The sequence below is a fragment of the Micromonospora sp. NPDC002717 genome (assembly GCF_040295705.1).
GTDB lineage: Bacteria > Actinomycetota > Actinomycetes > Mycobacteriales > Micromonosporaceae > Micromonospora.
Window position 1 is genome coordinate 1 of the sequence record NZ_JBEOVW010000008.1, and the last position, 23,717, is coordinate 23,717.

General features: G+C 72.5%; 21 protein-coding genes. 9 read left to right on the plus strand and 12 right to left on the minus strand.

Going from position 1 to position 23,717, the window contains the following annotated elements; all coding sequences use genetic code 11:
* Positions 1–186 precede the first annotated feature (186 nt).
* Genes ABT006_RS13815 through ABT006_RS13835 form a run of 5 tightly spaced genes read right to left on the minus strand, consistent with a single transcriptional unit; the run spans position 187 to position 4,831 of the window.
* Entirely contained in the window at positions 187–1,203 is a 1,017-nt protein-coding gene (locus ABT006_RS13815) for a branched-chain amino acid ABC transporter permease (protein ID WP_350706198.1), read from the minus strand.
* The gene (locus tag ABT006_RS13820) at positions 1,200–2,081 is read right to left on the minus strand and encodes a branched-chain amino acid ABC transporter permease (protein ID WP_350706200.1); all 882 of its coding nucleotides are present in this window, start codon (positions 2,079–2,081) and stop codon (positions 1,200–1,202) included. The genes ABT006_RS13815 and ABT006_RS13820 overlap by 4 nt, the downstream gene beginning before the upstream one ends.
* A 7-nt stretch (positions 2,082–2,088) precedes the next feature.
* Positions 2,089–3,348: an ABC transporter substrate-binding protein gene (locus tag ABT006_RS13825; protein WP_350706202.1), complete on the minus strand. Its 1,260-nt coding sequence runs from the start codon at positions 3,346–3,348 to the stop codon at positions 2,089–2,091.
* A 42-nt stretch (positions 3,349–3,390) separates the two neighbouring features.
* On the minus strand, positions 3,391–4,083 hold the full coding sequence (locus tag ABT006_RS13830; RefSeq protein ID WP_350706204.1) for an ABC transporter ATP-binding protein: 693 nt from the start codon (positions 4,081–4,083) through the stop codon (positions 3,391–3,393).
* A complete protein-coding gene (locus ABT006_RS13835; protein WP_350706206.1) occupies positions 4,070–4,831 on the minus strand; it encodes an ABC transporter ATP-binding protein in 762 nt (253 codons plus the stop codon). Before ABT006_RS13835 ends, ABT006_RS13830 begins: the two co-directional genes overlap by 14 nt.
* 306 nt (positions 4,832–5,137) lie before the next feature.
* Here ABT006_RS13835 and ABT006_RS13840 point away from each other — a divergent pair, with 306 nt between their 5' ends.
* Positions 5,138–5,998, plus strand: a complete 861-nt coding sequence (locus ABT006_RS13840; RefSeq protein ID WP_350706208.1) for an SPFH domain-containing protein — start codon at positions 5,138–5,140, stop codon at positions 5,996–5,998.
* Between the two features lie 74 nt (positions 5,999–6,072).
* Here the strand turns inward: ABT006_RS13840 and ABT006_RS13845 are convergent, their stop codons facing one another.
* A complete protein-coding gene (locus ABT006_RS13845; RefSeq protein ID WP_350706210.1) occupies positions 6,073–7,110 on the minus strand; it encodes an aminotransferase class V-fold PLP-dependent enzyme in 1,038 nt (345 codons plus the stop codon).
* Between the two features lie 82 nt (positions 7,111–7,192).
* Positions 7,193–10,723, minus strand: a complete 3,531-nt coding sequence (gene dnaE, locus ABT006_RS13850) for a DNA polymerase III subunit alpha (RefSeq protein WP_350706212.1) — start codon at positions 10,721–10,723, stop codon at positions 7,193–7,195.
* Between the two features lie 371 nt (positions 10,724–11,094).
* Here dnaE and ABT006_RS13855 point away from each other — a divergent pair, with 371 nt between their 5' ends.
* Both ABT006_RS13855 and ABT006_RS13860 read left to right on the plus strand, forming a co-directional pair.
* A complete protein-coding gene (locus ABT006_RS13855) occupies positions 11,095–11,436 on the plus strand; it encodes a PadR family transcriptional regulator (protein ID WP_350706214.1) in 342 nt (113 codons plus the stop codon).
* Positions 11,433–12,383, plus strand: coding sequence for an HAAS signaling domain-containing protein (locus ABT006_RS13860; RefSeq protein ID WP_350706216.1), 951 nt, complete (start codon positions 11,433–11,435; stop codon positions 12,381–12,383). Before ABT006_RS13855 ends, ABT006_RS13860 begins: the two co-directional genes overlap by 4 nt.
* 45 nt (positions 12,384–12,428) lie before the next feature.
* Here the strand turns inward: ABT006_RS13860 and ABT006_RS13865 are convergent, their stop codons facing one another.
* Together ABT006_RS13865 and ABT006_RS13870 are read right to left on the minus strand one after the other, a co-directional pair.
* On the minus strand, positions 12,429–12,641 hold the full coding sequence (locus tag ABT006_RS13865) for a DUF397 domain-containing protein (RefSeq protein ID WP_350706218.1): 213 nt from the start codon (positions 12,639–12,641) through the stop codon (positions 12,429–12,431).
* A complete protein-coding gene (locus ABT006_RS13870) occupies positions 12,632–13,438 on the minus strand; it encodes a helix-turn-helix domain-containing protein (RefSeq protein WP_350706220.1) in 807 nt (268 codons plus the stop codon). Before ABT006_RS13870 ends, ABT006_RS13865 begins: the two co-directional genes overlap by 10 nt.
* 259 nt (positions 13,439–13,697) lie before the next feature.
* Between ABT006_RS13870 and ABT006_RS13875 the strand changes: the two genes are divergently transcribed.
* The 4 genes from ABT006_RS13875 (at position 13,698) to ABT006_RS13890 (ending at position 17,761) form a co-directional block, all read left to right on the plus strand.
* The gene (locus ABT006_RS13875) at positions 13,698–14,984 is read left to right on the plus strand and encodes a sensor histidine kinase (RefSeq protein ID WP_350706222.1); all 1,287 of its coding nucleotides are present in this window, start codon (positions 13,698–13,700) and stop codon (positions 14,982–14,984) included.
* Positions 14,985–15,007: 23 nt separating this feature from the next.
* Positions 15,008–15,727 carry a response regulator gene (locus tag ABT006_RS13880; RefSeq protein ID WP_502890959.1) on the plus strand — a complete coding sequence of 240 codons (720 nt, stop codon included), beginning with the start codon at positions 15,008–15,010 and terminating at the stop codon, positions 15,725–15,727.
* 82 nt (positions 15,728–15,809) lie between these two features.
* On the plus strand, positions 15,810–16,703 hold the full coding sequence (locus ABT006_RS13885; RefSeq protein WP_350706224.1) for an ABC transporter ATP-binding protein: 894 nt from the start codon (positions 15,810–15,812) through the stop codon (positions 16,701–16,703).
* Positions 16,700–17,761: an ABC transporter permease gene (locus ABT006_RS13890; protein ID WP_350706226.1), complete on the plus strand. Its 1,062-nt coding sequence runs from the start codon at positions 16,700–16,702 to the stop codon at positions 17,759–17,761. The genes ABT006_RS13885 and ABT006_RS13890 overlap by 4 nt, the downstream gene beginning before the upstream one ends.
* A gap of 212 nt (positions 17,762–17,973) precedes the next feature.
* Here the strand turns inward: ABT006_RS13890 and ABT006_RS13895 are convergent, their stop codons facing one another.
* Positions 17,974–18,777 (minus strand): SGNH/GDSL hydrolase family protein, encoded by an 804-nt coding sequence (locus ABT006_RS13895; protein WP_350706228.1) that lies wholly within the window; start codon positions 18,775–18,777, stop codon positions 17,974–17,976.
* Positions 18,778–19,127: 350 nt separating this feature from the next.
* On the opposite strand from ABT006_RS13895, the gene ABT006_RS13900 reads away from it, so the two are divergent.
* Both ABT006_RS13900 and ABT006_RS13905 read left to right on the plus strand, forming a co-directional pair.
* On the plus strand, positions 19,128–19,919 hold the full coding sequence (locus ABT006_RS13900; protein WP_350706230.1) for a shikimate dehydrogenase family protein: 792 nt from the start codon (positions 19,128–19,130) through the stop codon (positions 19,917–19,919).
* A gap of 124 nt (positions 19,920–20,043) precedes the next feature.
* Complete coding sequence (locus ABT006_RS13905; RefSeq protein ID WP_350706232.1) at positions 20,044–21,492, plus strand: nitroreductase family protein; 1,449 nt, start codon at positions 20,044–20,046, stop codon at positions 21,490–21,492.
* Between the two features lie 39 nt (positions 21,493–21,531).
* On the opposite strand, the gene ABT006_RS13910 is transcribed toward ABT006_RS13905, so the two are convergent.
* Positions 21,532–22,194 (minus strand): ribonuclease FAU-1 family protein, encoded by a 663-nt coding sequence (locus tag ABT006_RS13910; RefSeq protein ID WP_350706234.1) that lies wholly within the window; start codon positions 22,192–22,194, stop codon positions 21,532–21,534.
* A 97-nt stretch (positions 22,195–22,291) separates the two neighbouring features.
* On the minus strand, positions 22,292–23,536 hold the full coding sequence (locus tag ABT006_RS13915) for a hypothetical protein (protein ID WP_350706236.1): 1,245 nt from the start codon (positions 23,534–23,536) through the stop codon (positions 22,292–22,294).
* Positions 23,537–23,717 lie beyond the last annotated feature (181 nt).

Below are 23,717 nucleotides of genomic sequence, written 5' to 3' on the forward strand. Positions count from 1 at the left end.
CACAGACCGTGCAGGTGTCGGCGTACCCCGACCACTACGCCCAGTGGGAACAGCAGGCCGCCGACCTCGTCGCCAAGCACTGGAACAACTGACACCAGAGACAGACTTTCCACCACAAGGGGGAACGCTGGCCGGCTCACCCGACACGGGCGCCGGCCAGCGGCACATCTCCACCACCGCGTGGGACTACCGACGGCGGGCGGCCAGCCAGCGCGTGGCCAGGGCGGCGGCGCTGCCCCAGATGCCGCGCCGGAACAGCAGCACGACGAGGACGAAGATGCCGCCGGTGACGAGGCCGATCGCCTCGAACCCGGAGAACGACAGCCAGTCCTCCAGACGGACCACGATGCCCGCGCCGAGCACCCCGCCCCAGAGCGTGCCGATCCCGCCGAGCACCACCACGATGACGGCCTTACCGGAGGTGGTCCAGTGCAGCACCTCCAGGGAGACGAAGCGGTGCCCGACGGCGAACAGCCCGCCGCCGAGCCCGGCGATGAAGCCCGACAGCACGAACGCGGTCAGCTTGTAGCGGTGCACGGGGTAGCCGAGCGCGCGGGCCCGTGCCGGGTTGTCGCGGATGCCGACCAACACCCGGCCGAAGGGCGAGTGCACGATCCGCCAGGCGCCGGCCAGGCCGAGCAGCACGATCGGCAGGATCGCGTAGTAGAAGTAGTAGTCGTCGGTGAGGTCCAGCCCGAACAGCTCGCGGGGCACGCCCTGCAGGCCGTTCTCGCCCTGGGTCACCGAGCGCCACTCGTTGGCGATGTAATAGACCATCTGCGCGAAGGCCAGCGTGACCATGGCGAAGTAGATGCCGGTCCGCTTGACCGCCAGGTAGCCGATCGGCACCGCGAGCACGGCCGCAGCGAGCGCCCCGGCCAGCACGGCCACCGGGAACGGCAGGCCGGCGTGGATGGCCACCAACCCGGTGACGTACGCGGAGGCGCCCCAGAAGGCCGCGTGCCCGAAGGACATCAGCCCGGTGAAGCCGAGCAGCAGGTCCACGGCGACGGCGAACAGCGCCCAGCAGAGGATGTCCACCGCCACCGCCGGGTAGAGCCCGTTGGGCAGCCAGAACGCCACCAGCAGCCCGACGGCGAGCAGCGCGTACCGGACCCAGCCGGGCGCCCGGGTCACGGCGACCAGCCCGGACTTCGGCGCCGGGCGGCCGGCGTCGGTCGTGGTGTCGACGGTGCTCGTCATGCCGGTGCCTCCTCACGTCCGAACAACCCGGCCGGGCGCCAGAGCAGCACGACGGCCATCACGATGAAGACGATCGTCTGCGACACGATCGGGAAGTCGGACAGGTACGCCTCGCCCCACGCCTGCACCAGGCCGATGCCGAAGCCGGCGGCGACGGACCCGAAGATCGAGCCCAGCCCGCCGATCACCACCACCGCGAAGACCACGATGACCAGGTCGGCACCCATCAGCGGGTTCACCGCCCGCATCGGCGCGGCGAGAACGCCGGCCAGCCCGGCAAGCCCGATGCCGAAGCCGAAGACCGGGGTGACCCAGCGTCCGACGTTGATGCCGAACGCACGGGTCAGCTCGGGGCGCTCGGTCGACGCCCGGACCACCATGCCGATCCGGGTGCGGGTCAGCACCCACCAGACGCCGACGCAGACGGCGATCGCGAAGCCGAGGATGAAGACCCGGTAGGTGGGGAAGTCGAAGAGCCCGAAGTCGACCGACCCGCTCAGCGCGGACGGGGTCTCGTACGGGCTGGACTGCACGCCGTAGCGGAGCTTCACCAGGTCCTGCAGGATCAGCGTGAGGCCGAAGGTGAGCAGGAAGTTGTAGAGCGGGTCGAGCCGGGTGAGCCGGTGGATGAACGCCCGCTCCAGTGCCATGCCGAGCAGGGCGAGGCCCACCGGCATGATCACCAGCGCCGCCCAGAACGGCACGCCCGCTTCGCTGAGCAGGACGTACGCGCCGAACGCGCCGAGCATGTAGAACGCCCCGTGGGCGAAGTTGACCACCCGCAGCATCCCGAAGATGACCGCGAGCCCGAGGGCGAGCAGGGCGTAGAACGCCCCGCTCACCAACCCGTTGAACGTGTTCTGCAGGAAGCCGGTCATCGGCTCGTCACATCTTGCACGCCGACGACGGCGCGGCGAACGCCTCGGCGGCGGGGATGGTCTCGAGCACCTTGACGTAGTCCCACGGCTCGGTGACCTCGGACTGCGGCTTCACCTGGGCCAGGTACGCGTCGTGCACGACCCGGTGGTCCTCGGCGCGGAACTTGCCGTTGCGCAGGAAGACGTCGTTGACCTCCTTGCCCTCCAGCGCCATGACGATCGCGTCGGCGTCGTCGGTGCCGGCGGCCTGCGCGGCCTCCAGGTACTGCGTCGCGGCGGAGTAGTTGGCCGCGTGCGCGAAGGACGGCCGGGTGCCGGTCTCCTTCTGGAACCGGTCGGCGAACTCGCGGTTCTGCTGGTCGAAGTTCCAGTACCAGGCGTCGGTGTAGGTGGTGCCGGCGAGCGCGGCCGGGGTGAGCGAGTGGATGTCGGTGATGAACATCAGGCCGACCGCCAGCCCGACGCCCTTGTCCCGCAGCTTGAACTCGTTGTACTGCTTGACCACGTTGACCAGTTCCGCGCCGGCCTGCATGGTGCCGAGCACCTGCGGCTTCGGGTTGAGCGTCGGCGCCTTCAGCAGGAAGGTGGAGAAGTCGCCGCTGGTGTTCGGGAACGGCGCCCCGTCCTTGCCGACGACCTGCCCGCCGGCGGCGGTGATGGCGGCGGAGAAGCTCTTCTCCATGTCCTGCCCGAAGGCGTAGTTCGGGTAGAGGATGTACCAGTTCTTGCCGACCTGCTGGGTGGTGACCTTGCCGGTTCCGTTGGCCAGCATGTACGTGTCGTACGCGTAGTGGAACGTGTACTTGTTGCAGCTCTTGCCGGTCAGGTCGGTGGTCGCCGCGCCGATGTTGAAGTAGAGCTTCTTCTTCGCCTTCGCCACGTCGGCCACCCGCAGCGCCGCCGACGAGGTGGGCACGTCGAGGATCAGGTCGACACCCTGGCGGTCGTACATCTCCTGGGCCTTGCTGTTGGCGACGTCCGGCTTGTTCTGGTGGTCGGCGGTCTCCACGGTGATGTCCTTCGTCACCGCCTTGTCGCCGTGCTTCGCCTTGAAGTCGGCGATGGCCATCTCGACGGCCTTGACCGAGTTCTTGCCGGACAGCTCCGAGTACGCGCCCGACTGGTCGTTCAGCACGCCCAGCACGATCTTGCCCCCGGTCAGCTTCTGGTCCCCGCCCGACTGGGGACCACCGCCGCCGCAGCCGGCGACCAGCACCATCGCCGCCGCCGACGCGGCGGCCACACCCACCGTCCTACGCATGCTCATCCCTCCACCCCCGCGCGGCGCGCGGGTCGTCGAAATCGAAAATCAGATGCCGAGGTACGACAGCAGCTCGCGTTCCCGCGACTGCACCTCGGAGTTGTCCATCGCCTCCGCGATGCGTCCCTCGGCCAGCAGGTAGTGCCGGTCGGCGACGCCGGTGGCGAAGTGCAGGTTCTGCTCGACCAGCAGCACGGTCACCCCGTGCCGCTTGGCCTCGCGCAGGAGGTCGCCGACCTGCTGCACGAGCAGCGGCGAGAGCCCCTCGGTCGGTTCGTCGCAGAGCAGCAGCCGGGCGCCCATCCGCAGCACGCGGGCGAGGGCGAGCATCTGCTGTTCGCCGCCGGAGAGCATGGTGGCGGCCGAGTCCCGTCGCTCGTAGAGGGCGGGGAACGCCTCGTACACCCGCTCCAGCGGCCACGGGTCGGGGCCGACCGTCGGCGGCAGGGTGAGGTTCTCCGTGACGCTCAGCGTGGCGTAGCTGCCCCGGTCGTCGGGGACCCAGCCGAGCCCCAGCCGCGCCCGCCGGTGCGCGGGCAGCTTCCCGACGTCCCGACCGTCCAGCTCCACGGTGCCGCGCTGGCCGGTGTGCAGGCCCATCACGCAGCGCAGCAGGGTGGACTTGCCGGCCCCGTTGCGCCCGACGAGGGTCACCACCTCGCCGGCGGAGACGTCCAGGCTGACGTCCCGCAGCACCTGCGCCTCGCCGTACCAGGCGGACAGGTTCTCAATGCGCAGCATCAGCGGCTCCCAGGTATGCGGTGATCACGCGCTCGTCGGCGCGGACCTGCTCGTACGGGCCCTCGACGAGGACCTTGCCGGCCTGCAGGACGGTGACGGTGTCGGCGAGCCGCCCGACCACGCTCATGTTGTGCTCGACCATCACCACGGTCCGGCCCTGCCGGACGCGCGCGATCAGGTCGACGGTGCGGTCGACGTCCTCCAGGCCCATGCCCGCGGTCGGCTCGTCGAGCAGCAGCACCTTCGGGTCCAGCGCGAGGGCGATGGCCAGCTCCAGCGCCCGCTTGCGCCCGTACGCCAGCGCCTCGGCGGGGGCCTCGGCCAGCTCGGCCAGCCCCACCATGTCGAGCAGTTCGATGGCCCGGTCGGTGTAGCGGCGCATCAGCTTCGCCGAACGCCAGAACCGCCAACCCAGCCCGCTCGGGCTCTGCAATGCCAGTTCGACGTGCTCCCGCGCGGACAGCTGCGGGAAGAGGCTGGTGATCTGGAACGACCGGGCCACGCCGAGCCGAGCGACCTGCTCGGGCGGCAGCCCGGTGACGTCGCGGCCGGCCAGCTCGATCCGGCCGCCGCTGGGCTGTAGGAACCCGGTCAGCAGGTTGAAGAGGGTGGTCTTCCCGGCGCCGTTCGGGCCGACGAGCGCGTGCACGCTGTCCGCCGCGATGTCGAGGTCGACGCCGTCGACCGCCCGGAAGCCCCGGAAGTCGCGGGTCAGCCCACGAGCCGACAGGAGCGCTTGCCCGGCCATCGCCTACTCCTCCGTAGGTGTCGCGACGGCCGGGTCGGTGACCGTGGTCACATGGCCGTCGCGTGCTGGAAACCTACGGCGGCACCAGAGGTCGAGCTATGTCGATGGGAGCCATATTCCGGGGCGGCTGGCCGTGCGGGACCTCCACCTCCCACCCGACAGCCCCGCCGGTTAGCATCGACGACTCTCACTGTCCAGCCCGACGCTTACCACCGGCATGTGGACGGCCCACGGCCACTACCTCCGCACCGTCTTGACCGGCGGCCCTAGTGTCATGGGCCTCCTCCCGCGAAAGGTGCCGAGCGAATGCCCTTCGGCTTCACTGTTGCGATCATCTTCGCCGCCGGTCTGGCGATCTCCGGCGCGCTCGCGCTCGGCGCTCGCGCCAGCTCGATGAAGCGACCCGCCACCCTGGCGGCGCTCGGCTGCCTCGTCGGCGTGGTGGTGTTCGTCGTCGGCTCCAGCGCCCACTCCGTGCCGATCCGCTCGGTCGGCATCGTCACCAGCTTCGGCAAGCCGACGGGCAAGGTCACCGGCTCCGGCCTGAAATGGGTCGCCCCGTGGCAGAAGGTCGGCGAGTGGGACGCCGGCCGGCAGAAGTACGACCACATCGGCGGCGAGAACTGCGTCCGGGTCCGCACCGGCACGCTCGCCGACGCCTGCGTCGAGGTGCTCGTCGAGTGGCAGGTCAGGCCGGAGAACGCGCCGAAGCAGTTCATGGACTACAAGGGCGACTTCGACAGCTTCCGGGGTCAGCGGGTGGGCGTCCAGCTCGACAGCGCCGTCAACGACGCCTTCGCCACGTACAACCCGCTGGAGAAGATCGACGCGAACACCGGCAACCTGAACGTGGACCTGAAGCCCTTCGCCGAGAGCATCAAGGCCAGCGCGGAGACGCGGCTCTCCAGCGACGTCGACATCCTGTCGGTCACGATCACCCGGGTCAACCACGACGACAAGACCGAGGGCAACATCAAGGCCTTCCAGGACAAGCTCGCCCAGACCCGGAACCTGGAGCAGGACCGGAAGAACGCCGCCATCCAGAAGCAGATCACCGAGACGAACGCGAAGGTCGACAAGGTGTCGCGGTGCCTGGAGATCGCCGAGCGCAACGGCAGCAACCCCGGGCTCTGCATCAACCCGGGGATCATCACCGGCACCAAGTGACCCCGGAGCGGCGCCGTCGCCCCGGCATCATCCGCACCGACGGCGCTGACCCGCCCCGGTGGACGCGCCCCGGTTCAGCCGGTGAGCGCGTCCAGGGCGAGGTCGACGTCGTCCTGGGTGGAATAGATGTGGAAGGAGGCGCGGACCCGGCCGGCGCGGACCGCCGCCCGGACGCCGGCCCGCTCCAGCCGCTGCGCCGCGCCGGGCACCTCCACGGTGACGATCGCGCTGTCGCCCGTCGGCCGGCCCAGCCCGGCGAGGAACCGGTTGGCCAACGCGACGTCGTGCGCGTACACGGCGGGCACGCCGATCTCGGCGACCAACTCCAGTGCGGGGGCCGTGCCGACCCAGCTGAACCAGGCCGGCGAGATGTCGAACCGGCGGGCGTCGTCGGCCAGGCGCAGCGGCGGGCCGTAGTAGGAGGCGTGCGGGTCGCTGCCCGCGTACCAGCCGGCGGCGTCGGGGCGCAGCCGCTCGCGCAGCTCAGGGGCGAGGTAGGCGAAGGCGGAGCCGCGCGGCGCCATCAGCCACTTGTACGCGCCGACCGCGACCACGTCGGCTCGGCTCGCGTCGAACGGCAGCCAGCCGCACGCCTGGGTGGCGTCCACCGCGACGAGCGCGCCGTGCGCACGGGCCGCCGCGACGATCTCGTCGTACGCGGCGATCGTGCCGTCGGCGGACTGCACCAGGCTGAACGCGACCAGGTCGGTGCCGGCGTCGATCGCGTCGACCAGCCCGGCCGGCGGCACGGTGCGCACCTGGACGCCCCGCTCGGCCTGCACCAGCCACGGGAAGAGGTTGGAGGTGAACTCGACCTCCGGCACCACCACGGTCGCGCCGGCGGGCAGCGCGGCGGCGACCGGGGCCAGCAACTGGGAGACGCTGCTGCCAACCGTGACGTCGGCGGCCGGCACGCCGACCAGGCCGGCGAAGGCGGCCCGGGACCGGTGCGTCGACTCTCCCCAGCCCTCCCACGACGTGCGCCCGACGCGCCAGTCGGCCAGCGCCGCCTGCACCGCGTCCCACACCGGGTCGGGTGGCAGCCCGTAGCTGGCGGTGTTCAGCCAGCCCGGCTGCGGCCGCCACAGCTTCTGCGCCTGTGTGATCTCCACACCGACGACGCTAGTCACCCGCGGCGCGTACCGGGACGGCCAATCCGGCGCTCGCGGCCCCGGCGCCGGGGCCCTGGCGGCGTCAGCTCACGTTGGCGGGGCCGAGGACGCTCTTCAGGTCGCCCATCAGCGCGGTGGTGGCCGCCACCCGGAACGGGCCGAGCCGCAGCGTGGTGACCTTGCTGCCGTTGAGCAGCTTGACGTGCACCTCGGTGTCGCCCGGGTGCAGCACCAGGGTCTCCTTGAGCCGCTCCACCAGCGGGGGCGTGCACCGGGTCACCGGGATGGTGAGGGTGATCGGCTTGCTCGCCGGGTTGCTGCTGATGTCGGGCATGGACATGTCCATCGCCATGATGCGCGGGGTGTCGTCGCGCCGGTCCACCCGCCCCTTGACCACCACGATGGCGTCCTCGGCGATGTACTGCCCGATCACCTCGTAGGTGTTGGGGAAGAACAGCGCCTCCACGCCGCCGGCCAGGTCCTCCAGCGTGGCCGAGGCCCAGGCCCGGCCCTGCTTGGTGACCCGGCGCTGCACGCCGGAGAGGATGCCGGCGAGGGTCACCACCGCCCCGTCCGGGACGGTGCCCTCCTCCGACAGGGCGGCGATCGTGCAGTCGGCCGCCGCGCCGAGGACGTGCTCCAGGCCGAAGAGCGGGTGGTCGGAGACGTAGAGACCGAGCATCTCGCGTTCGAAGGCGAGCTTGTCGCGCTTGTCCCACTCCCCCTCGCCGATCACCGGCATCACGGTGGTGCTGCTGGTCTCCGCGTCGCCGAAGCCGGCGCCGAAGAGGTCGTACTGGCCGACGGCCTCCTTGCGCTTGACATCGGCGTACGCGTCGATGGCCTCCGCGTGCACCGCGAGCAGCGCCTTGCGGGAGTGCTTGAGCGAGTCGAACGCCCCGGCCTTGATCAGCGATTCGATGGTCTTCTTGTTGCAGACCACCGCGTCGACCTTCGACAGGAAGTCGTAGAAGTCGGCGTAGTCGCCCTTCTCCTCCCGGCAGCGCATGATCGCGGCGACCACGTTCGCCCCGACGTTGCGTACCGCGCCGAGGCCGAACCGGATCTCCTTGCCGACGGGGGTGAACGGCCCGGCGGAGGTGTTCACGTCCGGGGGCAGCACCTGGATGCGCATCCGGCGGCACTCCGAGAGGTAGAGCGCCATCTTGTCCTTGTCGTCGCCGACGGAGGTGAGCAGCGCCGCCATGTACTCGGCCGGGTAGTGCGCCTTCAGGTACGCGGTCCAGTACGACACCAGGCCGTACGCCGCCGAGTGCGCCTTGTTGAAGGCGTAGCCGGCGAACGGGACCAGCACGTCCCAGACCTTCTGGATCGCCTCGTCCGAGTAGCCCCGTTCCCGGCAACCGTCCCGGAACGGAATGAACTCCTTGTCGAGGATCTCCTTCTTCTTCTTGCCCATCGCCCGCCGCAGCAGGTCGGCCTGGCCGAGGGTGTAGCCGGCGAGGATCTGCGCGGCGCGCTGCACCTGCTCCTGGTACACGATCAGGCCGTAGGTGGGCGCGAGGATCTCCCGCAGCGGCTCCTCCAGCTCCGGGTGGATCGGGGTGATCTCCTGGAGGCCGTTCTTGCGCAGCGCGTAGTTGGTGTGCGAGTCCACGCCCATCGGGCCTGGTCGGTACAGGGCGAGGACGGCGGAGATGTCCTCGAAGTTGTCCGGCTTCATCATCCGCAACAGGGAGCGCATCGGCCCGCCGTCGAGCTGGAACACGCCCAGGGTGTCGCCCCGGGCCAGCAGCTCGTACGCGGCCTTGTCGTCCAGCGGCAACCCGAGCAGGTCCAGCTCCTTGCCGTGGTTGAGCTGGATGTTCTTCACCGCGTCGTCGATGATGGTCAGGTTGCGCAGGCCGAGGAAGTCCATCTTCAACAGCCCGAGCGACTCGCACGTCGGGTAGTCGAACTGGGTGATGATGACCCCGTCGGAGTCCCGGCGCATCAGCGGGATGTGGTCGATGATCGGCTCGGCGGACATGATGACGCCGGCGGCGTGCACGCCGGTCTGCCGGATCAGCCCCTCGATGCCCCGGGCGGTGTCGATGACCTTCTTGACGTCCGGCTCGGCCTCGTACATGCCCCGGATCTCGCCGGCCTCGGCGTACCGGGGGTGCTTGGGGTCGAAGATGCCCTCCAGGGGGATGTCCTTGCCCATCACCGCCGGGGGCATCGCCTTGGTGATCCGGTCGCCGACCGCGTACGGGTAGCCGAGCACCCGGGCCGAGTCCTTGATCGCGGCCTTCGCCTTGATGGTGCCGAAGGTGGCGATCTGGGCGACCTTGTCCTCGCCCCACTTGTCGGTGACATACTTGATGACCTCGCCGCGCCGGCGCTCGTCGAAGTCGATGTCGACATCCGGCATCGAGACGCGCTCGGGGTTGAGGAACCGCTCGAAGATCAGGCCGTGCGGGATCGGGTCGAGGTCGGTGATGCCCAGCGCGTACGCCACCAGCGAGCCGGCGGCCGAACCGCGGCCGGGGCCCACGGCGATGCCCTGGCTCTTGGCCCACTGGATGAAGTCGGCGACCACGAGGAAGTACGACGGGAAGCCCATCTGGATGATGACGCCCAGCTCGTACTCGGCCTGCGCGACGTGGCCCTCGGGGATGCCGCCGGGGTAGCGCCGGGCCAGCCCGGCGAAGGTCTCCTTGCGGAACCAGGACTCCTCGGTCTCCCCCTCCGGGATCGGGAAGCGCGGCATCAGGTTGTGGAACTCGAACATCCCGGTGGGGTCGACCTTCTCGGCCACCAGCAGGGTGTTGCGGCAGCCCTCCAGCCAGAGGTCGGAGCTGTCGACGGCGCGCATCTCGTCGGCGGACTTGATGTAGTAGCCGCTGCCGTCGAACCGGAACCGGTTCGGGTCGGCGACGTTCGCCGCCGTCTGCACGCAGAGCAGCACGTCGTGCGCCTCGGCCTGGGCCTCGTGGGTGTAGTGCGAGTCGTTGGTCACCACCGGCGGGATGTCCAGCTTGCGGGAGATGTCGTGCAGCTCCTGGCGGACCCGGCGCTCGATGCTGATGCCGTGGTCCATGACTTCCAGGAAGTAGTTCTCCTTGCCGAAGATCTCCTGGTACCTCGCGGCGGCCTTGAGCGCCTCGTCGTACTGGCCCAGGCGCAGCCGGGTCTGCACCTCCCCGGAGGGGCAGCCGGTGGTCGCCATCAACCCGTCGGCGTTCTCGGCGAGCAGTTCCGCGTCCATCCGCGGCCACTTGACGAAGAACCCCTCCGTGTACGACCGGCTGGTCAGCTTGAAGAGGTTGTGCAGACCGGTCTTGTTCCGCGCCCAGATGGTCATGTGGGTGTAGCCGCCGCTGCCGGAGACGTCGTCGCTCTTCTGCTCCGGCCTGCCCCAGCGCACCCGCTGCTTGTGGAAGCGTGATTCCGGCGCCACGTACGCCTCGATGCCGAGGATCGGCTTGACCCCGGCGGCCATCGCCTGCTTGTAGAAGTCGTTCGCGCCGTGCATGTTGCCGTGGTCGGTCATCGCCACCGCCGGCATGCCCTGCCGCTTGACCTCGGCGAAGAGGTCCTTCAGGCGGGCCGCCCCGTCGAGCATCGAGTACTCCGTGTGCACGTGCAGATGCGCGAACGAATCGCCCATGCGTGGCGCCCCCCGGGTCGGATCATGGGATGGTCGAGGTCGGTCGGCCTACCCTATCGCCGCCGGAAGAGGCCGCTCCAGACGCCGCGCGGGGCCGAGCGGGCGGGGTGTTCTGGATCTCCCCGGCCGCGTGTCGACGAGGTCGCCCCGGCTGCCGGGCGGGACGTGATCCGCACGGCCGACGAAGGCACCCGGCACGGCCGGGTCGACCACACCTTCCGGGAGCGTCGGTCCCGCCGAGCAAAAAGGTTCACCGACGGCGCGGACCCCGCGGGGTCCGCGCCGTCCGTATTGCCCAAACACACTGATGGAGGATCGCACGATGATGTAGTGCTGGACGATAGTGTGTGTCACACAGTATGGTGTGACGCATGGTTAGCGACGAGATCCTGCGGACGCACCTCCAGGAGTTGCGTCGAGGCACCGTGGTGGTGGCGAGCCTCGTCGCCCTGCGGCGCCCCGACTACGGCTACGCGCTGCTGCAAAGCCTCTCCGGCCACGGCTTCCCGGTCGACGCCAACACGCTCTATCCGCTGCTGCGGCGGCTGGAGGAGCAGGGGCTGCTGACCAGCGAGTGGAACACCGAGGAGCGCCGGCCGCGCAAGTTCTACCGGACCAGCGAGGAGGGCGAGTCGGTGCTGGGCCGGCTCCTCGCCGACCTCGCCGCAGTGCAGACCTCTTTGACCGGGCTGATCGAAGGAGCCGACCGATGACTTCCCTGACCGACCGCTACCTCGCCGCGACCCTGCGCTCGGTGCCGGTCGCGCGCCGCGAGGAGATCGCCACCGAGCTGCGCGCCTCGATCGAGGACATGGTCGAGGGCCGCACGACCGGCGGGCAGGACGGCACCGCCGCCGAGCGGGAGGTGCTCACCGAGCTGGGCGACCCGGCGCGGCTCGCCGCCCGCTACTCCGACCGCCGGTTGCAGCTCATCGGGCCGACCTACTACCTGGCCTGGGAGCGGCTGCTGAAGCTGCTGCTCAGCTTCGTGCCGGCGACGGCCGGCGTGATCGTCGGCCTGCTGGCGGCAACCGACGGCGAGAACGCCGGCGGGGCCGTCGGCGAGGGCGTCACCACCGCCCTCACGGTGGCCCTCCAGATCGCCTTCTGGGTCACCCTGGTCTTCGCGGTGCTGGAGCGCACCAGGACTCCCCTGCACCTGCCCGACTGGAGCGTCGACCAGCTCCCGGAGGGCCCGGGCGACCGACAGATCACCCTGACCGACACCGCCGCCTCGATCGGCTTCCTGGCGATCTTCATCGCCTACCTGCCGATGCAGCACTTCCGGTCGTTCGTCCCCGCGGACGGTGACGGCAACCTGCCGATCCTCGACCCGGCGCTGTGGAGCTTCTGGCTGCCGGTCCTGATCGCCGTGCTGGTCGCCACCGTGGGCCTGGAGATCGCCAAGTACCGGGCCGGGCGCTGGACCTGGCCGCTGGTCGCGGCGAACGCGGTGCTCGACCTGGCCTTCGCGGTGCCGGTGGTCTGGCTGATGTCGACCGACCGGCTGCTCAACCCCGACCTCGTGGCCCGCTTCGAGTGGCTCGGCGAGGGCGAGAACCTGAACACCGTCGCCACCATCGTGGTCGCCGGCACGGCGCTGATCGTGCTCTGGGACGTCGCCGAGAGCGTGGTCAAGGCGCTGCGCGACCGCCGCTGACCCGACCGCGCCACGCGGCCCGGCACGCCCCGGCGTGCCGGGCCGTCAGCCGTGACGAGCGGGCCGGAGGGCGCCGGCGGTGGCCGCGGCGAGGAAGCCGGTCCAGGCCGCGGGGCCGAAGGCCAGCACCGGTCCCCCACGGTCCTTGCTGTCGCGTACGCCCACCACGTCGGCCAGGTTCGTCGCCACCTCGACACAGGTGGACCCGCCGTTGCTGCTGCGGGTCGACGTGCGCCAGATAGCGCCGGTCAGCTCCACGACCGTGCCACCTCCTGAATCAGCTTTCGGGACGCCCGGCGGGGCAGCGCCTCGCCCCGCACCCGTTCCCACGCGCGTTGAAGGCTATCAACGTCCTCGGACCGATCTGTGACCTGCGCCCGCAACTGGTTGTCGAGGTGGGCCACCTCCGCGCCATCCGTGGTGCGGGCCAGGATGAACGGCCCAGCGAGCCCAGGATGCATGCCAGCTTCGGCGGGCACCACATGAATATCGATCTGGGGAAGGTCACCAACCTCCAACAGGTGGGCGAACTGCTCGGCCATCACCTTCCGGTCGCCGATCTGCCGGCGCAGCACCAACTCGTCCATGACGAAGACGACCTCCGGCGGGGCCTCCCGGGTCAACACCGCCTGGCGGGACAGCCGGGAGGTCACCCGCTGTTCCACCTCGACCTCGCGGAGCATCCCGCCGCCGGTGAGCACCGCGCGCGCGTACGCCTCGGTCTGGAGCAGGCCGGGAATCAGCGACGGCTCGAACCAGCGGATCAGCGTCGCCTCCGCCTCCACCGAGATCCACTCCCGCAGCCAGGGCGGGGCGGCGTCGGCCCGGACGAGGGTGAGCAGCCGCTCGAAGAAGCCCTCGGACTCCAGCGCCGCGTCGACCCGGCCGACGAAGTCCTGCGACGGGGTCCGCTGGCCGATCTCCACCATGCCGACCAGCGAGGACGAGTAGTTGATCCGCTGGGCCAGCTCCTCCTGGCTCAGCCCCCGGTCGCGCCGCGCCCGGCGCAACTCGCCGCCGAGGAACTCCAACGTGGACACCTGCCCGACGCCCATCACACCTCCACCACAGCCCAGCCGATCACCGTCGGCGCCCGCACCGGCGCCGTGCCCGCCGGCACCCCCGGCCGGCGGCCCCGTCGACGCCTTCCGACCGTAGTCGCCGCAGCAGCAGAGTGTGAACAGGCGCGACGGAGGAGGTCGACACGGACAGGCGCGCGGATACCGGTACCCCCGGGCGAAAACGGCGGCCGCACGTGGCCGCCCGGCAGGGTGCCCGGCCAACGCCGAGGGGCGGGATGGGATCCTCACCAGCGTGAACACCGTGACGGACGACGACTGGCGGCGGCCGGGCCCCACCCCGGAACAGCGGCGGTACGACGTCTACGTCGGGCTGGCCACGGTCGTCCTGGCGCTGGTCAGCCTCACCCTCGCCCGCAGCACCGGGGCCTTCCTGCTGGGGCCGCCGCCCTCCGGGCCGGAGCAGGTCTTCTGGACCGTCGCGGTGACGCTGCCGGTGATCTGGCGACGCCGGTTCCCCGCCACCACCCTCCTGGTCGTCTCGGTCGCGTTCGTCGCCGCGCAGGCGCGCTCCGCCCCGGAGTCGCAGCTCTCCTCCTGGGCGCTCTTCGCGGCCCTCTACTCGCTCGGCGCCTGGGGGCCGGACCGCCGGCTGGCCCGCCGGCTGCGGATCGGCGTCATCGCCACCATGTTCGCGTGGCTGGGGATCTACTACGCGGTCACCATCGACAGGATCCCGGCCGACGCGTTCGACCGCGCGGTCGGGCCGGTGCCCCCCGTGCTCGCCGCGATAGTGAACGGGGTGCTGGTCAACGGCCTCTTCTTCGGGTTCGCGTACTTCTTCGGGGAGACCGCGTGGCTGGCCGCCCGCCGGCAGCACGAGGTGCAGGCGCGGGCCGAGGAGCTGCGCCGCTCGCAGGCCGAGGTCCGTGAGCACGCGGTGGTGGGCGAGCGGGTCCGCATCGCCCGGGAGCTGCACGACGTGGTCGCCCACCACGTGTCGGTGATGGGCGTGCAGGCGTCCGCCGCCCGCCGGGTGCTCGACAAGGACCCGGCGAAGGCCCGCACGGCGCTGGGCGCGATCGAGGAGACGGCCCGTACGGCGGTGGACGAGCTGCGCCGGATGCTCGGCCTGCTCCGCGCCCGCGACGACCGCCCGGACCGCGCGGACGAGCCGGGACCCGCCGCGATCGACCAGGTCACGGCCGTGGTCGACCGGGCCCGCCAGGCCGGCCTGCGGGCCACCCTGGGGGTGTACGGGGACCGGGTGCCGCTGCCGGAGTCGGTCTCCCAGGCCGTGTACCGGGTCGTCCAGGAGGCCGTGACGAACGCGCTCAAGCACGCCGCCGGGGCGACCGCACTCGACGTGCGGATCCGCTACCTGGCGCACGAGGTGGAGGTGGACGTGACCGACGACGGACGGGCCACCCGCCCCGCGAACGCCGACGGGCTGGGCCTCGTCGGGATGCGCGAGCGGGTCGCCACCCACGGCGGGGCGCTGGAGGTCGGCCCGCGGGCCGGCGGTGGCTGGCGGGTGCGGGCCCGGTTCCCGCTGCCGGTCGCGGCGGGGCGTCCGGCGTGAGCGCCGACCGCGAGGTGCCCGGCGTGGGCGCCGACCGCGAGGCGCCCGACGCCGACCGGCCGGTGCGGGTGCTGCTCGCCGACGACCAGCACCTGGTCCGCACCGGCTTCCGGGTCATCCTCGAGGTGGAGGACGACATCGAGGTGGTCGGGGAGGCCGCCGACGGGGAACGCGCCGTCGGCATGACCCGGGCGTTGTGCCCGGACGTGGTGCTGATGGACGTGGAGATGCCCGGGGTCGACGGGCTGGAGGCCACCCGGCGGATCACGGCCGAGCAGGAGGAGCCGGGCGGGCCGGCCGTGCTGATCCTCACCACCTTCGACCGGGACGACTACCTGTTCGCCGCGCTGCGCGCCGGGGCCAGCGGCTTCCTGCTCAAGAACGGCACCCCGGAGGCGCTGGTCGAGGCGATCCGGGTGCTCGCCCGGGGCGACGGCCTGCTCGCCCCGGAACTCACCCGGCGGGTGATCGCCACCTTCGCCCGCCCCGGCGACCCCGCCGGGCGGGGCGGCGCGCGGATGCCTCCCGAGGCGGCGCTGCGCGACCTGACGCCCCGCGAACGGGAGGTCCTGGTCCTGGTCGCCGGGGGTGCCAGCAACGCCGAGATCGCCGCGGAGCTGCACCTGGGCGAGGCGACGGTGAAGACGCACGTCAGCCGGGTGCTGGCCAAGCTCGGCCTGCGCGACCGGGTGCAGGCGGTGGTCTTCGCGTACGAACACGGGGTGGTGCGGCCCGGCGGCTGACCCGCCTCCGCCGCGCGGGGGACCTGCCCGCTCAGCCTGCGGGCGGACGGCGGCGGGCCGTTGACGATCTAGCGTGACCGCCGTGACCAGTGTGCTCCGTCTCGACGGCGTCGACCGCAGCTTCGGCGACCGTCGGGTGCTCCAGAACGTCTCCTTCGACGTGGCGGCCGGCCGGATGACCGGCTTCGTCGGCGGCAACGGCGCCGGCAAGACCACCTCCATGCGGATCATCCTGGGGGTGCTCGCCCCGGACGCCGGGGAGGTCAGCTGGCAGGGCGCTCCGCTGACCCGGGAGGTCCGCCGCCGCTTCGGCTACATGCCGGAGGAACGCGGCCTCTATCCGAAGATGAGCGTCCGGGAACAGGTGGCCTACCTGGGCCGGCTGCACGGCATGACGGCCGACGCGGCACGGCGCGGCACGGACGCGCTGTTGGAGCGGGTCGGGCTCGCCGAGCGCGGCGACGACCTGCTGGAGACGCTGTCGCTGGGCAACCAGCAGCGCGCGCAGATCGCCGCCGCGCTGGTGCACGACCCCGAGGTGCTGGTGCTCGACGAGCCGTTCTCCGGCCTCGATCCGCTGGCCGTGGACACGGTCGTGGCGGTCCTGCGGGAGCGGGCCGCCACGGGCGTGCCCGTGCTCTTCTCCAGCCACCAGCTCGACGTCGTCGAGCGGCTCTGCGACGACCTGGTGATCATCGCGGGCGGCGTGATCCGCGCCGCCGGCAGCCGGGAGCAGCTGCGCGCGACGTACACGGTGCCCCGGTTCGAGCTGGTGGTGGAGACCGACGCCGGCTGGTTGCGGGACCAGCCCGGGGTGACCCTGGTCGACCTGGACGGCGCCCGCGCCGTGTTCGACCTCGCGCCCGGCGCGGACGAGCAGGCGGTGCTGCACGCGGCGCTGGCCCGCGGCCCGGTGCGCGCGTTCCGCCCGGTCAGCCCGTCCCTCACCGAGATCTTCCGGGAGGTCGCCCAGTGAACACCTGGCAAGCCACCCGGCTGGTCGCCGCCCGGGAGATCCGGGTCAAGCTGCGCGACCGCACCTTCCTGATCAGCACCCTGTTCTTCCTGCTGATCGCCGCCGCCGCGACCATCCTGCCGCCGCTGCTCTCCGGCGGCCCGTCGAGCGTGGCGGTGACCGAGGCGGCGGCCGGCCCGCTGCGCGAGGCGGGGCTGGAGGTGCGGCTGGCGCCCGACGACCACGCCGCCGAGCAGGCCGTCCGCGACGGCGACGTGGACGCCGCCGTGGTCTCCGGGCCGGCGGTGCTGGCCATGGACGAGGCCCCCGACGACGTGGTCGCGGCGCTGAGCACGCAGCCCCCGGTGCGGCTGCTGGACCCCGACGCGGTGGACCCGGTGGTGGCCTTCCTGGTGCCGTTCGCTTTCGCGTTCGTCTTCTTCGTCACCTCGCAGACCTTCGGCGTGCAGATCGCGCAGAGCATCATCGAGGAAAAGCAGACCCGGATCGTGGAGATCCTGGTGGCCGCGGTGCCGGTCCGGGCGTTGCTGGCCGGCAAGATGGTCGCCGGCACCCTGCTGGCCCTCGGGCAGATCGCCCTGGTCGCCCTGGTCGCCGTGGTGGGTGTGCAGTTCGGCGACAGCGGGGGGCTGCTCTCGCTGCTGGCCCCGGCGATCGGCTGGTTCGTGCCGTTCTTCCTGCTCGGCTTCGTGCTGGTCGCGGCCATGTGGGCGGCGGCCGGGGCGCTGGTCAACCGCCAGGAGGACATCGCCGGCGTGTCGATGCCGGTGCAGCTCGCGGTCATGCTGCCGTTCTTCGCGGTGATCTTCCTGAACGACAACGCGACCGCCATGCGGGTGCTGTCCTACCTGCCGTTCTCCGCGCCCACGGCGATGCCGTTGCGGCTGTTCACCGGGGACGCGGCCGGCTGGGAGCCGCTGCTGTCGCTGGTCCTGCTGCTGGTCGCGGCCGCCGCGCTCGTCGCGGCGGGGGCCCGGGTGTACGAGGGCTCGCTGCTGCGCACCAACGGCCGCACCTCGGTCCGGACGGCGTGGCGGTCGCGCGAGACGGTGGGCTGAGGGTGTCGCGGGGCGCCGGCCTGGCGTACCGCGTCCGGGGCTGACGCACGGCGGCCCGGCACGCCCACCACGTGCCGGGCCCCTGCGGCCGGTCGGCCCGCGTCCCGCCGGATCGGGCGAGGACCACCGGGAGCCGGGACGGACGTGCGCCACCGCCGCCGCGGGCGGCTGCCGGATCAGCCGGTACGCGTCGGCGGTGGCGCGCGGTCGGGTCAGCCGGCGGCGTTGCGGAAGACCGGGTAGTAGCCGCCGGACTGGCCGGCCGCGGTCGGGTGGTAGGAGACGCCGAGGTTGAGGTAGTTGAGGGCGTGCAGCCACTTCTCGCCGTAGCTGCACAGCTGGTGCCCGACGAAGGCCGAACGCACGTCGGCGAAGGTGAAGCCGGCCGCGTTGGCCGCGCTGCGGGTGATGTCGTCCACCAGGTTGATGGCCTCGTTGATCTTGGCTCGCGAGGTGGCGCTCAGCCCGACGCAGACGGTGCCGAGCTGGTAGAAGACCGGGTACCCGACGACCACGACCCGGGCGTTCGGGGCCCGGGTCTTGATGCCGTTGTAGACGTTGCTCAGCAGGCCGGGGAGCTGGGCGCGGGCCTTGTCCTCGGCGGCCTGCACGGCGGCGACGCACTCGGTGGTGCCCTTGAGCACGCAGGTGGTCATGATGTTGGAGTAGCCGACGTCGTTGCCGCCGACCGTGATGCTGACCAGGCTGGTGGTGGAGCTGAGCGCGGAGAGCTGGGTGTTGATCACGCTGGTCGTGGTGGCGCCGGAGCAGGCGACCGAGCGGTACGAGGCGGGCTTGACGCTGGCGGCGTACAGCGCGGGGTAGGCGTTGGTGCTGCGCTGGCAGGAGCCGCTCTCGCTGGTGTAGCTGCCGGCGCCCACGCCCGAGGCGTAGGAGTCGCCGAGGGCGACGTAGCGGTCGGTGGCGGCGGCCTGGGCGGGGGCCGTCATGGACAGGCTGACGCCGAGAGCCGTGGCGAGGCTCAGGGCGAGGGTCACGAAGCGAGTTCTCCGCACGTCGCACTCCGGGGGTGAGAGGGATCGGTGCGAGATTGATATCACTAAATATTTCCCAGCGAAAGATCCTTGCGGTGATCTTAGGGGTGCCGGCAACGGTTTCCGGGTCCGCCACCCCCGTACCGCCGCGTCCGCCCACCCCGCGCCTCCAGGGGTCGGACGCCCCCGGGCACACCCACCGTCCCCTACCGAACCGGCGGCGGCCGACCGGGCGGAAGGGGGCCGGCTCGGCGGCCGGGCGCGAACCCGGAGGGGCCCCACGTCCGGGCCCGCGATAGCGTCGGCGCGGCGCGGCACCCGACCGGCGGGACGGGCGGCCCTGGCGTCGGCCATCGACACGGAGGCGCGGCATGACGGAGATCGGCGGCACCACCCGGCTGTACGCGCTGCTCGGCGACCCGATCGCGCAGGTGCGCGCCCCCGGCCTGCTCAATCCGGTGCTGACCCGCCGCGGCACCGACGCGGTGCTCGTCCCGGTCCACGTCGCACCGGCCGACCTCACCCCGGTCGTACGCGGCCTGCAACGGGTGGGCAACCTGCACGGGATGCTGGTCACCGTGCCGCACAAGGCCGCCGCCCTGGCCCTCGCGGACCGGGCCAGCGACCGCGCCCGCCTGGCCGGCAGCGCCAACGCCCTGCGGCGCGAGCCGGACGGGACCTGGACCGCGGAGACCTTCGACGGCGACGGGTTCGTCCGCGGGCTGGCCACGGCCGGACACCACCCCCGGGGCCGCCGGGTGTGCGTGGTGGGCGCGGGCGGGGCAGGCAGCGCCATCGCCGTCGCCCTGCTCGACGCCGGCGTGGCGGAGCTGCGGCTGGCCGACACCGACCCGGGCCGGCTGGAGACGCTGCGGCGACGGCTGTCCGACGCGTACCCGGACCGGGTCACCGGGGCGGCGCGACCGCGACTGGCCGACGCCGACCTCGCGGTCAACGCGACCCCCCTCGGGCTGCGCCCCGACGACCCGCTGCCGTTCCCGGTGGCCGAACTGCCGGCGGACGCCGTGGTCGCCGACATCATCATGACCCCGGCGGAGACGGCCCTGCTGGCCGAGGCCCGCGCGCGCGGCCTGCGGGCGCACCCCGGCGAGCCGATGCTCGCCCACCAGCTCGACTCCTACCTCGCGTTCTTCGGGCTCTGACCGGGGCCCGGCCGCCGGGCGAGGTCGTCGCGGTGGACCTCGACGCCGGCGACGAGGTCCACCGCGCGGGGTGGGGTGGCCGGTGCGGTCGTCACCACGGTGCGGGGCCGTGGGCACTGGCAGGATGGCCGCTGTGGACCTCGACTCCGGCGCCGGGCTGCTGCACCGGCTGACGTCGTACGTGCCGAACCGCGACTGGGACGTGCCCGGGGACGACCCGCGGCTCCGTCACGACCTCGTGCCGAACGACCCCGAGACCCTGCCACCGCAGCTCAAGGGCTATCCGGACGGCCTGCCCGTCGTCGCCCTGCCGCGCGACCTGCCCGACCCGGGGATCCCCGCGACGGCGGTGCTCGCGGGCGCCGCGGGCCGGGCGCAACTCCTCGACGCCGCGCAGCTCGGCCGCGTGCTCTTCCTCGGCGCCGGCGTCGTCCGCACCGCCGAGCGCCACGGGCGGCCGTTCCTCTACCGGGCCGCCGGTTCGGCCGGCGCACGCTTCCCGCTGGAGGTCTACGCGAGCGCCCGCGACGTCGCGGGCGTCCCGGACGGCGTGCACTGGTACGACCCGGCGCGGCACGCGCTCGTCCAGGTCGCCCCCGCCGCCACCGGTGCGGCCACCACGCTCGTGGTCACGGGCGTGCCGTGGCGGACGGGGTGGCGGTACGCCGAGCGCGGCTGGCGGCACCTCTACTGGGACGCCGGGACGCTGCTGTCCCAACTGTCGGCGGCGGCCACGAGCGCCGGCCTCGCGCCACGGCTGCGGACGCTGTTCCCGGACGCCACGCTGCGCCGCCTCGTCGGCGCGGACGGGGTGCACGAGTATCCGCTCGCCCTGCTGTCCCTCGGCGACGGCGAGCCGGCGATCGGCCCCACCGCGGCGGCGGTGCCGGGTGAGCTGCCGCCGGTCGAGCTGCCGCTGTGCACCGCCGCGCAGCGCGCGGGTGAGCGGGACACGCTCGGGGAGCCCTGGCCGGAGGCGCCGCCGCTGCCGGAGTTCCCGCCGTCCGACCCGCTCGACGAGGTGGTGCGCCGGCGCGGGTCGCAGCGCCGCATGGACCGGTCCCGGACGCTGCCGCGCGCCCTGCTGGAGTGGCCCCTGGCCGCCGCCCTGCGCGGCGTGCCGGTGTCGCACTGGGTGGCCGTGCACGACGTCGACGGTGTGACGCCCGGTCTCTACCGCTGGCCCGACCTGACGACGCCGCTGCGGGCCGCGGAGCTGCGCGACGAGCTGCTGCGGGTCTGCCTGGACCAAGCGCTCGCCGGCGACGCGGCGTACGTCGTCGTCGGCGCCACCCCGCTGTCGGCGCTCGACGACCGCGGCTACCGCGACGCCCAGCTCGCCGCCGGGCTCGTCGAGGGCCGGCTGCACCTCGCGGCGTACGCCCTGGGTGCCGGCGCCTCCGGGATGACCTTCCTCGACTCGGAGGTCCCGGGTCTGCTCGGCGAGCCGGACGACCTCGCGGCGCTGCTGTTCACGTGCGTGGGCGTCCCGGAGTACGCGTCGCGCGCCGGCGGCGGGCCGGGCCGCCCGGTCGAGGTCCGTCCGGTCCTGCCCCGCGACGTCGGGTCCTGACGAGCAGGGCCGAGAACGCTCGGGGCCGGCGGGCGGCGGTCAGCGGGACGGCGGGACGGCGTCCCAGCCGGCCGGCAGGGCCGGCACCGGCCAGGCCGGGTCCGGCCGCCACGACGCCCACGCCTCGTCCCACCACCGCTCCCCGGCGTCGAGCAGGGCGGCGATCCGGTCGCCCTCGGCGCGGATCGCGTCGGCCCTCCCCGGATAACGCCCCTCCTCCAGGCGCTGGGCGAACATCTCCACGTCCTTCCAGACGTAGCGGTCGGCGTCGGCCGGCCACCAGAGGTCCAGCTCGTGGTCGAGGGTGTCCACCCCGATCGGGGTACGCCGGAACGGGTCCTGGAGGTTGAAGTACCACCCGGCGAAGGCGCGCTCCGGGCCAGCCCAGAAGACGTCGACGGAGTGCGCCTCGCCCGGGCGGTGCAGCATCAGCTTGCCGTGGCCGCTCCACGCCCGGTGCCCGGCGACCTGCCACGGGTGCCGCCCGCACGGGAACCGCCCGGTCTCGGGGAAGCCGAACTGCGCGCCCGGGGGAAGGTAGAGCACGAGCAGGTCGGGCGAGTCCTCGACGCAGACGGTCGGGCAGGCGAACCACGTCTCGCCGTGCAGGATCTCGCGCCGGACCACGACGTCGCCCGGGGCGAAGCGGTGCCCCTCCCCGACCCGCCCACCGTCTCGCTCCACCCGACCCGGACGTTCCACTCCCCCAACCTACCGAGTGCCGGCGTCGCTGCCCGGCATCGCGAGGCCCGTGCGTCCGGGTCGCATGTCGGACAGCGCGCGCCGTCCTCGTCGAGGGTCAGCGGGGTCGGGAGACCACTGCACGGGCTGCGGGTCGGCGCCCGGCGACGGTGGATCCGGCCGTGGCGAAGGGGTTCGGCGTCGCTCCCGTCCAGTGCTGGAGGACGGCGGTGCCGGTCTGCCGCCGCTCACCGTCCACCGTGGTCGTCCCGCTGCTGACCACGTAGAACCGCCCGTCGCCGAGCGCCTCCAGGCCGAAGCTGCCCGGCCCCTCCCAGCCGCGGATCCCGGTGGCCGGATCGGCCAGCCCGGCCGGGGCCAGCGGGACGATCTGCCCGGTCGCGCCGTCCGGCTGGCCGGTGATCACACCGGTCCGCGGGGCGACGGTGCCGTCGATCGCGTAGAGCGTCCAGTTCGGAAACTCCGGCTTGCTGCCCCGGTAGACCGCCATCAGCCACCGGCGGGTGTGCCGGTCGTACTCCAGGTTCTGCACGCCGAAGGTGGTGTTTCCGGTCCGGACGAAGACCTTGGAGTACGGCTGCCCGGGCCCGCTCTGGTGCGGTGCGGTCTGGCTGAGCGGGCGGGCGAGGAGGCTCCACCGCCGCACGTCGTAGGCGAGCAGCACCTGGTGGTCGTTGTCGGTACGCGTGGTGTTCGGGTAGATGCCGTAGGCCACCATCAGCACGTTCCGTCCGCCGCCCAGCGCCGGCCCGAACGAGACCCCGTCGATGCCGCTGGCGCCGTACCGGTGGTCGGCGGTCTGCCCGGTGTCGCCGTCGAAGACGCCGTCGCCGTCCAGGTCGGCCGTGAAGTCGTCGACGACCTCCTTCAGGTAGACGGTGGTCATCACCCCGTCCGTCTCGGCGTCCATTCCGATCCGGGTGATCCGGGCAACGTCGAAGATGGCGATGTAGAAGGCCCGCTGCGCCTTGTACTCCAGCGAGCCGTAGACGCGGCCGTCCTCCGGGTTGACGTCCAGGTCGCCGAGGTGGCCGGTCAAGCCGGTCACCGTGCCGACGACCCGGCCGTCGAGGTTCGTCTTGACCAGGAGGTTCGTGAAGGACCAGTAGACGTGACCGCCGCTCCAGTCGACCGCCACTCCCTGCACGTGGCCCGAGGGCCACGCGCCCCCGTACACCGTCGCCGGCATGTTCGGGGGCGCCACCGGCGGGCGCGACGTCCCGACGGCCACGCCCCGGCCCGGAGTCGGCATCGGGCCCGCCGTCGCGTGCGGCGGGGCGACAGCGCCGGCCAGGACGGGAATCGCCAGGACGGCAACCGCGGCGGTGAGGGTCCTTCGCATGTCTCTCCGTTGCTCAAGAAGATCGAACAGCGGGAGATCCTATGCGAGCGTTCCGAACGGCGGGTGTCCGGATGATCATCCGGAAATTTCGCCCGTCCGGGCGGTGGCCGCCCCGATCACCGCCCGGACGGGCACGGGGCAGGGCACGACGCAGCGGCCGGGGCGGCGGTCGCCCGGCGCG

What these genes read in the sequence shown, in the direction of transcription:
- ABT006_RS13835 (WP_350706206.1), bottom strand. Translation starts at nt 4,831, where the DNA reads ATGGCCGGGCAAGCGCTCCTGTCGGCTCGTGGGCTGACCCGCGACTTC.
- ABT006_RS13870 (WP_350706220.1), bottom strand. Translation starts at nt 13,438, where the DNA reads ATGGGCGTCGGGCAGGTGTCCACGTTGGAGTTCCTCGGCGGCGAGTTG.
- ABT006_RS13820 (WP_350706200.1), bottom strand. Translation starts at nt 2,081, where the DNA reads ATGACCGGCTTCCTGCAGAACACGTTCAACGGGTTGGTGAGCGGGGCG.
- ABT006_RS13915 (WP_350706236.1), bottom strand. Translation starts at nt 23,536, where the DNA reads ATGCGAAGGACCCTCACCGCCGCGGTTGCCGTCCTGGCGATTCCCGTC.
- ABT006_RS13825 (WP_350706202.1), bottom strand. Translation starts at nt 3,348, where the DNA reads ATGAGCATGCGTAGGACGGTGGGTGTGGCCGCCGCGTCGGCGGCGGCG.
- dnaE (WP_350706212.1), bottom strand. Translation starts at nt 10,723, where the DNA reads ATGGGCGATTCGTTCGCGCATCTGCACGTGCACACGGAGTACTCGATG.
- ABT006_RS13840 (WP_350706208.1), top strand. Translation starts at nt 5,138, where the DNA reads ATGCCCTTCGGCTTCACTGTTGCGATCATCTTCGCCGCCGGTCTGGCG.
- ABT006_RS13855 (WP_350706214.1), top strand. Translation starts at nt 11,095, where the DNA reads ATGGTTAGCGACGAGATCCTGCGGACGCACCTCCAGGAGTTGCGTCGA.
- ABT006_RS13815 (WP_350706198.1), bottom strand. Translation starts at nt 1,203, where the DNA reads ATGACGAGCACCGTCGACACCACGACCGACGCCGGCCGCCCGGCGCCG.
- ABT006_RS13860 (WP_350706216.1), top strand. Translation starts at nt 11,433, where the DNA reads ATGACTTCCCTGACCGACCGCTACCTCGCCGCGACCCTGCGCTCGGTG.
- ABT006_RS13905 (WP_350706232.1), top strand. Translation starts at nt 20,044, where the DNA reads ATGGCCGCTGTGGACCTCGACTCCGGCGCCGGGCTGCTGCACCGGCTG.
- ABT006_RS13830 (WP_350706204.1), bottom strand. Translation starts at nt 4,083, where the DNA reads ATGCTGCGCATTGAGAACCTGTCCGCCTGGTACGGCGAGGCGCAGGTG.
- ABT006_RS13900 (WP_350706230.1), top strand. Translation starts at nt 19,128, where the DNA reads ATGACGGAGATCGGCGGCACCACCCGGCTGTACGCGCTGCTCGGCGAC.